The organism is Pimelobacter sp. 30-1 (assembly GCF_018831735.1).
GTDB lineage: Bacteria > Actinomycetota > Actinomycetes > Propionibacteriales > Nocardioidaceae > Nocardioides.
This window is the reverse complement of record NZ_NHTS01000008.1, coordinates 46,949-59,715: the sequence shown is the minus strand read 5'-3', so window position 1 is coordinate 59,715 and position 12,767 is coordinate 46,949. Positions and strand designations below refer to the sequence as shown.

Annotated in this window: 16 protein-coding genes and 1 pseudogene; 10 read left to right on the top strand and 7 right to left on the bottom strand. The window is 73.8% G+C overall.

Annotated elements, in window-relative coordinates; genetic code table 11:
- Positions 1-92 precede the first annotated feature (92 nt).
- On the top strand, positions 93-863 hold the full coding sequence (locus CCO04_RS21150) for an IclR family transcriptional regulator (protein ID WP_215816160.1): 771 nt from the start codon (positions 93-95) through the stop codon (positions 861-863).
- Here CCO04_RS21150 and CCO04_RS21145 read toward each other — a convergent pair.
- Together CCO04_RS21145 and CCO04_RS21140 are read right to left on the bottom strand one after the other, a co-directional pair.
- A complete protein-coding gene (locus tag CCO04_RS21145) occupies positions 838-1,242 on the bottom strand; it encodes a VOC family protein (protein WP_215816159.1) in 405 nt (134 codons plus the stop codon). The genes CCO04_RS21150 and CCO04_RS21145 overlap by 26 nt on opposite strands.
- Positions 1,239-2,717, bottom strand: coding sequence for a class I SAM-dependent DNA methyltransferase (locus tag CCO04_RS21140; RefSeq protein WP_215816158.1), 1,479 nt, complete (start codon positions 2,715-2,717; stop codon positions 1,239-1,241). Before CCO04_RS21140 ends, CCO04_RS21145 begins: the two co-directional genes overlap by 4 nt.
- 60 nt (positions 2,718-2,777) lie before the next feature.
- On the opposite strand from CCO04_RS21140, the pseudogene CCO04_RS21135 reads away from it, so the two are divergent.
- The 6 genes and pseudogenes from CCO04_RS21135 to CCO04_RS21110 all read left to right on the top strand — a co-directional run.
- A pseudogene (locus CCO04_RS21135) lies at positions 2,778-4,097 on the top strand (nicotinate phosphoribosyltransferase); the annotation flags it as partial.
- Positions 4,077-4,673 (top strand): isochorismatase family protein, encoded by a 597-nt coding sequence (locus tag CCO04_RS30110; protein WP_215816199.1) that lies wholly within the window; start codon positions 4,077-4,079, stop codon positions 4,671-4,673. The pseudogene CCO04_RS21135 and the gene CCO04_RS30110, both read left to right, overlap by 21 nt.
- Positions 4,670-5,380 (top strand): NUDIX domain-containing protein, encoded by a 711-nt coding sequence (locus CCO04_RS21125; protein ID WP_215816157.1) that lies wholly within the window; start codon positions 4,670-4,672, stop codon positions 5,378-5,380. Before CCO04_RS30110 ends, CCO04_RS21125 begins: the two co-directional genes overlap by 4 nt.
- A gap of 66 nt (positions 5,381-5,446) precedes the next feature.
- Positions 5,447-5,824: a helix-turn-helix transcriptional regulator gene (locus CCO04_RS21120; RefSeq protein WP_215816156.1), complete on the top strand. Its 378-nt coding sequence runs from the start codon at positions 5,447-5,449 to the stop codon at positions 5,822-5,824.
- A complete protein-coding gene (locus CCO04_RS21115) occupies positions 5,821-6,330 on the top strand; it encodes an SRPBCC family protein (RefSeq protein ID WP_215816155.1) in 510 nt (169 codons plus the stop codon). The genes CCO04_RS21120 and CCO04_RS21115 overlap by 4 nt, the downstream gene beginning before the upstream one ends.
- Positions 6,327-6,890, top strand: a complete 564-nt coding sequence (locus CCO04_RS21110) for a TIGR03086 family metal-binding protein (protein WP_215816154.1) — start codon at positions 6,327-6,329, stop codon at positions 6,888-6,890. The genes CCO04_RS21115 and CCO04_RS21110 overlap by 4 nt, the downstream gene beginning before the upstream one ends.
- A gap of 7 nt (positions 6,891-6,897) precedes the next feature.
- On the opposite strand, the gene CCO04_RS21105 is transcribed toward CCO04_RS21110, so the two are convergent.
- The 5 genes from CCO04_RS21105 to CCO04_RS21085 form a co-directional block, all read right to left on the bottom strand.
- Positions 6,898-7,419 (bottom strand): hypothetical protein, encoded by a 522-nt coding sequence (locus tag CCO04_RS21105; RefSeq protein WP_215816153.1) that lies wholly within the window; start codon positions 7,417-7,419, stop codon positions 6,898-6,900.
- A 140-nt stretch (positions 7,420-7,559) separates the two neighbouring features.
- Positions 7,560-8,099, bottom strand: a complete 540-nt coding sequence (locus CCO04_RS21100; RefSeq protein ID WP_215816152.1) for a hypothetical protein — start codon at positions 8,097-8,099, stop codon at positions 7,560-7,562.
- Positions 8,100-8,153: 54 nt separating this feature from the next.
- A complete protein-coding gene (locus CCO04_RS21095) occupies positions 8,154-8,702 on the bottom strand; it encodes a hypothetical protein (protein WP_215816151.1) in 549 nt (182 codons plus the stop codon).
- Positions 8,699-9,289, bottom strand: a complete 591-nt coding sequence (locus CCO04_RS21090; protein WP_215816150.1) for a MauE/DoxX family redox-associated membrane protein — start codon at positions 9,287-9,289, stop codon at positions 8,699-8,701. The genes CCO04_RS21095 and CCO04_RS21090 overlap by 4 nt, the downstream gene beginning before the upstream one ends.
- A gap of 170 nt (positions 9,290-9,459) precedes the next feature.
- Positions 9,460-10,044 carry a hypothetical protein gene (locus tag CCO04_RS21085; protein WP_215816149.1) on the bottom strand — a complete coding sequence of 195 codons (585 nt, stop codon included), beginning with the start codon at positions 10,042-10,044 and terminating at the stop codon, positions 9,460-9,462.
- 111 nt (positions 10,045-10,155) lie between these two features.
- Between CCO04_RS21085 and CCO04_RS21080 the strand changes: the two genes are divergently transcribed.
- The 3 genes from CCO04_RS21080 to CCO04_RS21070 are packed head-to-tail and all read left to right on the top strand — an operon-like array spanning position 10,156 to position 12,760.
- Positions 10,156-10,512: a TfoX/Sxy family protein gene (locus tag CCO04_RS21080; RefSeq protein WP_215816148.1), complete on the top strand. Its 357-nt coding sequence runs from the start codon at positions 10,156-10,158 to the stop codon at positions 10,510-10,512.
- On the top strand, positions 10,509-11,786 hold the full coding sequence (locus tag CCO04_RS21075) for an MFS transporter (RefSeq protein WP_308281416.1): 1,278 nt from the start codon (positions 10,509-10,511) through the stop codon (positions 11,784-11,786). Before CCO04_RS21080 ends, CCO04_RS21075 begins: the two co-directional genes overlap by 4 nt.
- On the top strand, positions 11,783-12,760 hold the full coding sequence (locus tag CCO04_RS21070; RefSeq protein ID WP_215816146.1) for a hypothetical protein: 978 nt from the start codon (positions 11,783-11,785) through the stop codon (positions 12,758-12,760). The genes CCO04_RS21075 and CCO04_RS21070 overlap by 4 nt, the downstream gene beginning before the upstream one ends.
- Positions 12,761-12,767: the final 7 nt, after the last annotated feature.

Genomic DNA, 12,767 nt, shown 5'->3' with positions numbered 1-12,767 from the left:
TCCACCTCTCCTGGGGTGGCGCGCGCCAGGGTGCCACGGCATGATGAGTCTCAGATCCGAGACATGCTCGGCCGAGGAGAGGACCGCCCGACGTGACCCAGGTGCCCGCCGCGACCCGCGCGCTGCGGGTGCTGCGCTTCCTCGCCGGCCAGCCCGAACCGGTCGCCGTCGAGCGGATCGCGCGCGAGCTCGGGATCCCGCGCTCCACGACGTACCACCTGCTGCAGGCGATGGCCGACGAGGGCTTCGTCGTGCACCTGAGCGACGACCGCCGCTACGGGCTCGGCGTCGCCGCCTTCGAGGTCGGCTCCGGCTACGCCCGCCAGGCGCCGCTCCAGCGGATCGCGCGACGCCCCCTCGCCACGCTCGTCGACCGGATCGGGCACAGCGCGCACCTCGCGGTCCCCCACGGGCGCGACGTGCTCTACGTCGTCGAGGAGCGCGCTCCCGGCCGGCCGCCGCTCGTGACGGACGTCGGCGTACGGCTGCCGTCGCACCTGACCGCCAGCGGCCGCGCGATCCTGGCCCGGCTGCCGGCCAGCCAGGTGCGCGCGCTCTATCCCGACAAGGAGTCGTTCGTCGACCGCACTGGCGTCGGCCCGACCTCGCCCACCGCGCTGCGCTCGGTGCTCGCCGAGACCCGGCAGCGCGGCTACGCGACCGAGGACAGCGAGGTGACCGCGGGCATGGCGAGCGTCGCGGCGGCGGTCGTCGACCACAACGAGATGCCGGTCGCGGGCGTCGCGGTGACCTACCCGACCACGCCGTCCGGCGGATCGCTCGACGAGCGCCAGCGCGAGCGGCTGGCCGCGGCGGTCGTGGCCACCGCGGACTCGCTCACCCGCCGGCTGCGGGGTCGCTGACGGGGTCGCTGCCGGGGTCTCTCAGCGTGTTGCCGCCGAATCCGATCTCGTTGCCCTCGGGGTCGCGGTAGACCACCTTGCGCACCCCGTCGCCGTAGGTCTCCTCCGTCGCCGGCAGGATCCCGCGCCCGGCCGCCGCGGCCACCCGCGCGTCGAGGTCGTCGACGAAGAGCGTCTGGGTCGCGAAGCCGGCCCGCTCGGGTCGCTGCTCGACGACGAGCCAGCGGTGCGGGGCGAGCTCCCAGACCGCCTCGGTCTCGTGGGCCAGGAACGACGGCGGTGCGCCGAGCAGTGCGTCGTACCAGGGGCGGGCCTGGGCGTAGTCGCGCACGCAGACCCCCGCGAACAGCTCGGCCCCGTCGGCCAGGAACTCGCTCATGCCGGGGCTGACCCGGCACCGGCCGCCGAATCATCGGTACGCCGGCGCACCCGCCCCGCCCACCAGTCGAGCACGTCGTCACCGGCACCGTAGGCGGCCGTCATCACCCGGCCGGTCGCGACGAGGAGCCCGGGCCTCTCGTCCTCGCCTGCGTGCTGGGCCTGCCGCGCCAGGTCCGCGCCCTCGGCCCACGCCCCCGCGTCGGCCGGCAGCGGCAGCGCGGCCACCTGGCGCGCGCTCACCTTGACCGAGCCGGGCGTGAGGCCGGCGCCGAGGTAGCGGGTCGCCGCGTGCGCGACGACGGGCGGCGCGAGCAGCACCGCGAGGAGACGCCAGAGGTCCGCCCGGTCGCGCGGGACGACGCTCACCACGGGGACCGACGGCAGCCAGGCGCCGTGCTCGTCGGCGACCGCCTCGATCACCCGGCCCTGCCCGGCGACCAGCAGCTTGGGGACGAGGCGTGCGTCGGCCCAGCGGGCCAGCGCCCCGTCGGCGCGCAGCGCGGCGAGGTCGACCGACGGCTCGTCGTACCGGACCCGGGCGAAGCGGGTCGCCGTCCTCCCCCAGCGCGACTCGGCGGGGTCGATGAGGCCGGTGGTGACGAGCGGCGTACCGCCGGGGAGGCCGTCGCGGACGAACGGCGCCAGGCCGTAGAACTGGTCGCGGAAGTCGGCCGTGCAGTCGGCGAGGTCGCCGACCGTGACGGCCCCGGCAGCGAGGGGCGCGACCGGGATGCCGAACGTCGGCGCGGCGAGCCGCCCCCACGCGTCGGGGTCGGGGCCGGGCCCCGCGCCCACCCGGACGACGGGCACGCACGTCAGCACGGGCGTGCCCTCGAAGACGGGACGGTCCGAGCACCAGAAGTCGGTGAGGGCGCCGCGCTCGGCGACCGCTCGTCGTACCGGTCCGGCGTCGCGGGCGGCGAGCACCGACAGCGGCTGCACGAGCGCGACGACCCCGCCGGGCGCGACGAGGTCGAGCGCCCGGTGCAGGAAGACAGCGCTGGTGTCGGTGTAAGCACCCAGGGCACGCCGGTGCTCCTCGTTCTGCCCGGCGGACCGGCGGCGCAGCTGGCCCAGGAACGGCGGGTTGCCGACGACCGCGTCGAACGTCCGGCCCTCCCACGCGGTCAGCCCGTCGGCGAGGACGACCTGCCGCTCGATCTCGTCGGCCGCGACGCCGGGATCGAGGGCCTGGAGCCGCTCACGGGCGATCCGTACCGCCTCGGGGTCGAGGTCCGAGCCGTGCACCGCCCGCACCCCCAGGCGTCGGGCCGCGGCGACGAGGAAGTGCCCGGTCCCGCAGGCCGGATCGAGCACCGTCGCCCCCGGGGCGCCGGGCAGCGCGCGGTCGAGGATCCAGTCGACGAGCGCGGGCGGGGTGTAGAACGAGCCCTGGGCGCGGCGCCGGTCCCGCTCGTGGTCGGCGAGGTGCTGCTCGTAGGCGTCCGCCACCCCTTCGCCACCGCGCGCCATGCTGGTGAACGCTAGACCACCCTGTTATAGTCACACTGACTACAACATCGAGGAGCCGCGATGGACCGCACCGGACTGCTCACCGACCGCTACGAGCTCACCATGCTCGACTCGTTCGTCCGCGACGGGAGCGCCGATCGCCCTGCCGTGTTCGAGGCGTTCGCGCGCCGCCTGCCCGAGGGCCGCCGCTACGGCATGCTCGCCGGGCTGGGCCGGCTGCTGACCGCGATCGAGGACTTCTCCTACGACGCCGACGAGCTCGCCTGGCTGCAGGCCGAGGGGGTGATCGGCGAGCAGACCGCGCACTACCTCGCCGGCTTCCGGTTCGGCGGCGACGTCGACGGCTACCGCGAGGGCGATCTCTACTTCCCCGGCAGCCCGATCCTCACCGTCACCGGGACCCTCGGCGAGTGCGTGGTGCTCGAGACGCTCGTGCTGAGCATCCTCAACCACGACACGGCGATCGCCAGCGCCGCGGCGCGCATGGTTGACGCCGCGCGCGGCCGGCCGATCATCGAGATGGGCGGACGGCGCACGCACGAGGAGGCGGCGGTCGCGACGGCTCGGGCGGCCTACCTCGCGGGCTTCGCGACGACGAGCAACCTCGCCGCGGGCCGGCGCTACGGCGTACCGACGGCGGGGACGGCGGCCCACGCCTTCACCCTCGCCCACGACACCGAGGCCGACGCCTTCCGCAGCCAGGTCGAGGCCCTCGGCGTCGGCACCACGCTGCTGGTCGACACCTACGACATCGCCGAGGGCATCCGTACGGCGGTCGAGGTCGCCGGCACCGACCTCGGCGCGATCCGGATCGACTCCGGCGACCTGGGCGACGAGTCCCACCGGGCCCGGCTCCTGCTCGACTCGCTCGGCGCCACCGGGACCCGCATCGTGGTGACCAGCGACCTCGACGAGTTCGTCATCGCGGCGCTCACCGACGCCCCCATCGACGGCTACGGCGTCGGCACCCGCGTCGCCACCGGCTCGGGCCACCCGACCGCGAGCATGGTCTACAAGCTCGTCGCCATCGCCGACCACGACAGCGCTCCCCTGCGCCCGGTCGCGAAGAAGTCCAAGGACAAGGGCTCGGTCGGCGGCCGCAAGCGCCCCTACCGCACCTACGACGACCAGGGCCTCCTGACCGCCGAGTGGTTCACCGCCCAGGGGGCTCCCCCACCCGGCGCCGGCGCCCGCGAGGTCCAGGTCCCCCTGGTCCGCGCCGGCGAGGTCGTCCACCGCCCGACGCTCGGCGAGGTCCGCGACTTCGCCGCCGCCACCCTGGCCACGCTGCCCGCCGAGGCCCGCAGCGTCTCGGCCGGGGCGGCGTACCTGACCACCACGCTTCGAGAGGAGACCCCGATGGCCCCCCAGAGCACCAAGGCGCTGATCGTCGTCGACGTCCAGAACGACTTCGTCGAGGGCGGCTCGCTCGGCGTCACCGGCGGCCGCGCGGTCGCCGGCCGGATCAGCGAGCACCTCGCCGCGCACGCCGCCGACTACGCCCTCGTCGCCGCCTCGCGCGACTGGCACCGCGCGGGCGAGACCAACGGCGGCCACTTCCACGAGCCGGGCCAGGCCCCCGACTTCGTCTCGACCTGGCCCGTGCACTGCGTCCAGGGCGAGGCGGGCGCCGACTACGCGCCCGAGCTCGTCACCGACGCGGTCACCCACCACGTCGTCAAGGGCATGGGCGAGCCGGCGTACTCGGCGTTCGAGGGCGTCACCGACCGCGGTGAGCGCCTCGCCGACCTGCTCGCGGCGGCCGGCGTGACCGAGGTCGACGTCACCGGCATCGCCACCGACTACTGCGTCCGGGCGACCGCCCTCGACGCGGTCAAGGCGGGCTTCACGGTCCGCCTCCTCGACGGGCTGCACGCCGGTGTCGCGCCGGACTCGTCGGCCGCGGCACTCGACGAGCTGGCGGCGGCCGGCGTCGACGTGGAGGTGGCGCGATGAGCGAGCACCCCCCGTTTGCGGTCGCGGTCGACCTCGCCGTGTTCACCGTGCGCGACGGAGCGCTCGCCGTCCTCCTGGTCGAGCGCGGCGAGGAGCCCTTCGCCGGCTCGTGGGCACTGCCCGGCGGCTTCGTCGAGCCCGACGAGGACGCCGAGCAGGCGGCCTGGCGCGAGCTGCGCGAGGAGACCGGCGTCGAGCGCTTCCCCGGCCACCTGGAGCAGCTCAAGACCTACTCCGCGCCCGACCGCGACCCCCGCATGCGCGTGGTCTCGGTGGCCCACGTCGCCCTCGCCCCCGACCTCCCCGAGCCGCACCCCGGCACCGACGCCGCCGACGCGCGCTGGTGGGTCGTCGACGACCTGCTCGAGGGCCGCGACGACAGCGACGGACCGGCGCTCGCCTTCGACCACCGCCAGATCCTGCTCGACGCGCGCGAGCGGGTCCGGGCCAAGCTGGAGTACACGACGCTCGCGACCGAGTTCGTCGCCGAGCCGTTCACGCTGCCCGAGCTGCGCCGTGTCTACGCGGCCGTCTGGGGCACGCCCCCGGACCTCGGGAACTTCCGCCGCAAGGTGCTCGGGACCGACGGGTTCGTCGTACCGACGGACACGCGGGGGCACGCCACCGAGGCCGGCGGACGCCGCGCGCTGCTCTACCGCCGCGGCGACGCGACGCTCATCTCGCCCCCGATGGCGCGGGGCGCCTGACGCTCTCTCCTCATTGCTCAACCGAACGGTTGACAAGGACCTCGACCCGGATGCATGCTCAACCACATGGTTGAGCAAGAGGACCGGCTGTCGCGGATCTTCGGCGCGCTCGCCGACCCGACCCGGCGTGACATGGTCGCCCGCCTGGCGGCCGGCGACGCGACGGTCGGCGAGCTCGCGGCGCCGTACGACGTGTCGCTCCAGGCCGTCTCCAAGCACCTCAAGGTGCTCGAGGAGGCAGGTCTGGTCCGGCGCAGCCGCGACGCCCAGCGCCGGCCGGTCCACCTGGAAGCGGAGGTGTTCGACCTCATGACCAAGTGGATCGAGCGGTACCAGCAGCAGGCCGAGGAGCGCTATCGCCGCCTCGACGCCGTCCTCGCCCGGATGCAGGGCCAGGACTCCCCCACCGAGATCAGCGACCGAGCACGAGGAGAAGCAGGATGAGCACCGAGACCACGACCCCCGAGACCCTCATCGAGGCCGACCCCGACGTCCCCACCGTGCGGATGGTCCGCGAGTTCGACGCCCCGCGCGAGCTCGTCTTCCGCGCCCACGTCGAGCCCGAGCTCGTGAAGCAGTGGATGGGCCCCGACTCGATCGGGATGGACATCGACGTGTGGGACATCCGCACCGGCGGCGAGTACCGCTACACCGCCACCCGCGAGGGCGAGGAGATCGCGCACTTCTACGGCGCGGTGCACCGGGTCAACGAGAACGAGAAGATCGTGCAGACCTTCGGCTTCGAGGAGATGCCCGACGCGGTCAGCCTCGACACCATGGTGTTCGTCGAGCTGCCCGGCGGCCGCACCCGCATCGAGGCGCTCTCGGTCGTCTACGACTTCGAGTCCCGCGCCGGCATGCTCGCCAGCGGCATGGAGGTCGGCGTCAACGAGGGCTATGCCGCCCTCGACCGCCTCCTCGCCCGGCTCGTCGCGGAGTCCGGCCGGTGAGCGCCGCCGAGGAGCACCGCTCGATCGCCGGCACCTTCGGCGACAAGGTGCGCGGGGTCGGCGCCGGCGGCTGGGACGCGGCCACGCCCGTCGCGCAGTGGCAGGCGCGCGACGTCGTACGGCACCTGGTGGAGTGGTTCCCGGCGTTCCTCGCCGACGGCTCGGACCTGCGCCTGTCCCCCGGCCCCTCCGTCGACGACGACCCCGTCGCCGCGTGGGAGCACCACGCCGCCGGGGTCCAGGCCGTCCTCGACGACCCGGCCAACGCCGACCTCACCTTCGCCCACCCGCGGCTCCCCGCGATGCCGCTGCCCCGGGCGATCTCGGAGTTCTACACCGGCGACGTCTTCATGCACACCTGGGACCTCGCCCGCGCGACCGGTCAGGACGACCGGCTCGACGAGGAGCGCTGCCAGGTGATGTTCACCGGCATGGAGCCGATGGACGAGATGCTGCGCCAGAGCGGCCAGTACGGCGCCCGGGTCGCCGTACCGGAGGACGCGAGCTGGCAGGACCGGCTGATCGGGTTCATCGGCCGCGACCCGCAGTGGCGACCGTGACCTCGGCCTAGCCGGCTGCCAGCACCAGCTGGACCGCACCGGCGGCGAGCAGCGCTGCCATTCCGGCCGTCAACAACGGACGGAGCCGGGCCGTGGCTCCTGCATGTCCGCCGGTGCGGGAGATCCGCAGGGTCACCACCAGCAGGCCGAGGCCGAAGGAGAGCCCGTAGACGGCACCGGACCACCACGGCGCGACCCCCAGGATCACCAGGCCGAGGATCGCCCAGGTCCCGGAGGTCACCCGGAAGGTCGAGAGCATCGTCCCCGTGTCCAGTCCCCACAGCAGCGCACCACGACTCGCTCCGTACAGGTAGAGGTAGGTCAGCGGCGTCTGGCGCTTGAGCATCGGCGGCTCGAGACCGACCGCGCCTCCGTTGAAGACCACGCACAGCGCGAGCCAGCCGGCGGCGAGGAGCGAGCGCCCGGCGGACGACAGGTCGAGCACCTCGACCAGCGGTCGCCCGAGCAGGCTCACCAGGCTCGTCACGATCAGCGCCGACGTGGCGTAGCCGATCGTCAGGAAGGCCACCGGGCGCCGGACCGACGCCCACGCACGGTCAGCGGCGGAGGTGCGCAGCTGACCGGCGAACGAGAGTCCTCAAAGGCTGACCAGCTGGGCCGTTCCGGCCAGGACGACGACGCCCAGAACCGTCGCCGTCAGGACCACGCTCATGCGTTGAACCTCGCCTTGTCGAAGGTGAACAGCTGTGGGTTCTGGTCGACGAAGTCGGGATCGGGCGCCTTGGGATAGGTGCCTGCGCGCATCTGTGCCAGCTCCGCGGGATCGACCTTCGGCTCGAAGGACATCGGCGAGAGCCGCCCGATCGTGCAGTTGTTGGGCGCCACGGTCCAGCCCGCCGAGCAGTAGAAGGAGCCCGTGTAGCAGTTGCCGCCCGACGTGCACTCCCCGCACGCGTAGGTGCGGCCGCCCTGGCAGCAGTACCAGACGCGCATCGTCCCGCGGGTGCAGTAGTAGCTGCCACCGGAGCTTGGGCAATTCGGCGAGTACACCAGGTCGCAGCAGCGCCAGCCGACCAGGCGGGCACGCGCGTTGGCAGCGGCCCGCTGGGGCGTGGCCACGACGCCGGCCGCCCCGGCCACGGTCGCCGTGCCGGCGGCGCTGAGCAGGCCGAGGAACGAACGCCGCGAGGGCGCGGGGCGCCCCCTCTCCCGGTCCGAGTCCTCGGATCTTGTGTGTCTTCTCCGCACAGCCCTTCCTCCTTCTTCCTCGTTCCTTGTTCGGCGTCCTGCCTTGCCCGGCACCTACCGGGCGACGTTGGGTGTGGCGAGCCGCCCGATCGCCTCGTCCAGGCGCCGCACCGACGGCACGGTCTCCATGGACGCGAACCGCCCCTCCGCGATGAACAGCACCGCCGGCGTCGTGTGCAGCCCGAGGGCGTTGCTCACGGCGCCAGCCCGGAGGGGTTCGACGAGCAGGTGCTGGGTGAGGCCGTACTCCTCGATGAAGGACGCCCCGTTGTCCTGTGACTGCGGTACCACCAGGATCTGCAGCTCGCGTCGCGCCCGGCGGGGCCCGATCCACTCGGCCAGCTGGTGGCAGGTCGCGCACTTCTCGGACAGCACGAGGACGCCGCCCGCAGGCACGGTGTCGAGGTGCTCCGCGAGCCCGAAGGCACTCGGCCGGCGCCCCGCGAGATGCGTGCTGTCGATCTCCTCGGCCCGGTCCTCGATCGAGAGATAGGCACGCAGCTGCTCCAGCTGGCGGTACATCTCGATGAGGGCGCCGAGCAGCAGCGCCACCGCGATCGCCAGCACGACGACCAGGACCAGAGCGACGACGGCGAGGCTCATGCGTCTGCTCCCGGGAGGAGCCGGGCGTTCAACCAGATCTGTGCCCTGCGCTGGGCCGCGACCTCGCGCGCCAGCCGTACGACGCGGACGGTGCGCGGCGCCACCAGCAGGGCGAGGACGAGGCCGGCGAGGACGGCCAGGCCCTGAGCGGCAGACCAGGAAGCACCCGCCCCGGGCCGGGCGACCAGGGCGAGCGCCAACAGCCACAGCGGCAGCGCGGCCACCTGCCGGATCCCGAGGACCGACCGTGCGGAACGGGCTCCCCAGCACGAGCAGCGCACCGCATGGCGCCGGGTCATCGCCACGATCCCGGTGCCGGCGAAACCGAGCGCGAGGGTGAGCGCCGCGAGCACCCCGACCATCGCCCCGGGCCGCAGCACCAGGGCCGCGCCGGTACCGAGCTCGGACAGCGGAACAAGGAGCGCACCGGCGCGGACGAGCCTCTCGGACCTCACCCCCAGGTCGCGCAGCGTCGCCGCGAACAACGAGGGCCGCTCGAGCTTGGCCGTCGCCGCGCCGAGAAAGACACCACCGAGCGCGAGCGTCGTAGCACCGGCGAGCAATTCCAACAACTCGTTCGCGTCCATGGGCGCTACCGTTCCGAGACGACACGTCGACTGCGGGCCGCGAAACTCGACGCCGAATCCATCGGCGCCGATCCACTCATTCTCCCGACCTGCCTCGCGAAATTAACCTCGATATCCGCGCAATGTCCAGGGGCACTGAGGAATTCGCGCCGAATTCCCGCGAATTCTGCTCAGTTCACCGCAACCGGCCGCCGCTGCCCCGGGCACGGCGCACCGGCGCCGACGCTGACCTCGGTCGACCGCGCCCCGACGTGCACCCGCAGCCGCACGCAGGAAGGGCGGGTCAGGTACAGGCCGCCGGTGAAGACGCGCCAGCCCGGCGTACGCGGGCACGGTCGCGCCGTGAACCTCGCACCCGGCTCCGTCTCGCCCCAACCGAGCAGCAGGGGCGGCTCTCCCGCGTCGCCGCTGCCCGGGACCTGCTCGATCACGATCGGCTCGTCGCCCCGGAGCAGCAGGGCGGTCTTCGCGAACAGCACGCCCGCACCGGCCCCGTCGCCCGCCTGCTGTGCGCGGCGTGCGGTCCGCGCCGTGGGGAGCCCCACGGCGCCGAGAACGGCTTCATATCCACGAGGCAGCGTGCGTTGCCGAGCGATGGACATGTCGCACCACGTGCGCTGCGGAGTTTCGGTGTCACGCGCGACCGCACTATCGGGCTCGCTCGACCGGGAAGGCGCCGACGCCTCCGAGCAACCGGTCACGGCGACAATGCCGAGCACGGCGACGAGCGCCCTTGTCCGAATTCCCGAAATCATCGGTCCGCTCCTCGCGCATTGACCGGCACACCCGAATTCCTGCTCTCCCCAAGATACCTTCGACCAGCACGCCTGTGTCGCACTGTCGGTGCCGGGTCCTAGCCTCGTCCCATGGCGTACGACGAGCGGCTGGCGGCCCGGCTCCGCGACCTCCTGGTCGACGAGCCGAGCCTCGCGGGTCACGAGGTGACCGAGCAGAAGATGTTCGGCGGGCTGGGCTTCATGGTCGGCGGCAACATGGCCGTCGCCGCGTCCGGCCAGGGCGGGATCATGGTCCGCGTCGCGCCCGACGAGACCGAGCACTACGTCGAGACCACCGCCGCGGTCCCGATGGAGATGCAGGGCCGCAGCATGCGCGGCTGGCTCCGGGTCGACGCCGGCGACGTGCTCGAGGACACCGCGCTCGGGACGTGGGTCGGCATCGGGGCGGCCTACGCCGCGAGCCTGCCGCCCAAGCCGAAGAAGTGAGGGCCTTCTGGGGCGCGCTGCCCACGGAAGGCCGGTGGCTGCTGTCCACGGTCGCCATCCAGACCCTCGGTCGCGGCCTGACCCTGCCGTTCACGCTGATCTACCTGCACGAGGTGCGCGGCTTCGACCTCGGCCTGTCCGGCACGCTCATGGCGCTCATCGCCGTCGTCGGCTTCCTGGTCACCGGTCCCGGCGGCGCCCTCACCGACCGGTACGGCGCCCGCGCGGTGCTGCTCACCGGCACGGCCGCCATGATCGCCGGCAACGTCCTGCTCGCCTTCGCCACCACGCCCGCCCTCGCAGCGGTGGCGCTGGTCCTGGTCGGCTTCAACTTCGGCGTCTCGTGGCCGGGCTTCAACGCGCTCATCGCGAGCGTGGTCAGCGGTGAGCTGCGCCAGCAGTACTTCGGCATCAACTTCGCCCTGGTCAACCTCGGCATCGGCGTCGGCGGGGTGGTCGGCGGGCTGTTCGCCGACGTGTCCCGGCCCGGCACCTTCACCGCGATCTTCCTCGCCGACGCCGCCTCGGGGCTGATCCCGATGGCACTGCTGCTCGGCCCGCTGCGCCACGTCCACGGCCGCGCGGCGGCGCCCGCCGACGGCAGCCCCGCGCCCGCGACGGTCGGCTACCTGACGATCCTGCGCGAGCCGGCGGTGCGCTGGCTGACGCTGCTGACCTTCATCGGGACGTTCATCGGCTACGGCCAGCACGAGGCGGGCTTCCCCGGCTTCGCGCGCCAGGCAGCCGAGGTGTCCACGCGCACGATCGGGCTCGCGTTCGCGGTCAACACCGCGATCATCGTGGTGCTGCAGTTCGCGGTGCTCTCGCGCATCAGCGGGCGCCGCCGTACCCGGGTGATGCTGGTGATGGCCGCGACCTGGGCGGTCGCCTGGGCGCTGCTCGGCCTCGCCGGGCTGGCCCCGGGCGGACTGGCCGCCGCCACCGGCGTGATCGCCTTCATGGGGGTCTTCGCGCTGGGCGAGACCCTGCTCCAGCCCACGGTGCCGGCGATGAGCAACGACCTCGCCTCCGACCACACCCGCGGCCGCTACAACGCGCTCACCGCGGCCGCCTTCCAGGGTGGCGCGATCGCCGGACCGGTCGTGGCGGGCTTCCTGCTCCAGCACGACCTGAGCGTGGTCTACATCGCGCTCATGGTGCTGGGCTGCGCGGCGATCGCCCTGGTCGCGCTGGTCCTCGAGCGCCATGTCTCGGCGACGGTCAACGGCCAGCAGACTGAACCCGCCGCGGTCGGGGAAGGAACGCCGTCATGACCTCCCCGCTCCGCGCTGCCGCGCTCGCCGTGCTCGCGACCCCGCTGCTGGCCGCCGGCTGCACCGGCGGCTCCGGTGATCTCGCCGCCGGCGAGGTGGTGCGGGCCGCGACCGACGCCCCCGCACCCGGCAGCCCCGCCGCCGAGCGCGGCTGGACCGCCGAGCTCCAGCTCCCCGACGGGCGCCTCACCGCGCGGATCGCGCCGCTGCCCGGGGCCGAGGTGGACGCCGCCGGGACCTTCGCCGAGGAGGCGGTCTCGGCCGACGACGACAGCACCCTCGTCGCGGTCTCCTGGACGACCGAGGCCGGCGCCGGCGTACCCACGGCGGCCCAGACCTCGGTCCTCGACCCGAGCGTGCCCGACGAACTCGCGCTCGTCGCCGGCGACGGCGAGGACGAGCGGCGGGTCCCGCTCGAGGTCGACGGCCTGAGCCGGAGCGCCGGGTTCGTCTACGTCGCCCTCGACGACCCTGCCGGCTGGGGCCTCGAGGTGGTCTTCGACGGCGTCGCCCAGTCGGTCACCGAGGACGCCGCGGCACCCCACGTCGACCCCGCCGCCCAGCCGCTCTACGACGTCCCCGCCTCCACAGCGGCCGGCTACACGAGCTGCCGCACCACCGTGACGCCCACGTCCTTCACCCGCACCGGCGGCAGCGCCTTCTGCCGCGCCCGTACGGCGAGCTGGCCGTGGGTCGCCGGCCAGGGCTGGTCCGCGGACGGCCCGTGGCGGGTGGTCCAGCTCGAGACCACGCTCCAGCCCTCCGGCAGCGCGCCGGTGAGCGCGACCGAGGTCCGGGCGAGCGTCGACGGGCGCGCCCCCGTGGCCACGCGCGACGAGGACCGCGGCGAGAGCGGCGCGACGTCGTCCACGCTGGTGTTCGCTCCCGGGGGCACCCGGCTCGAGGTCCGCCGGACCAGCACGGTCGGGGGCGACCCGGTCACGCTGACCGGGTCGCTCCCCCTCGACCGCTGAGGCTCCG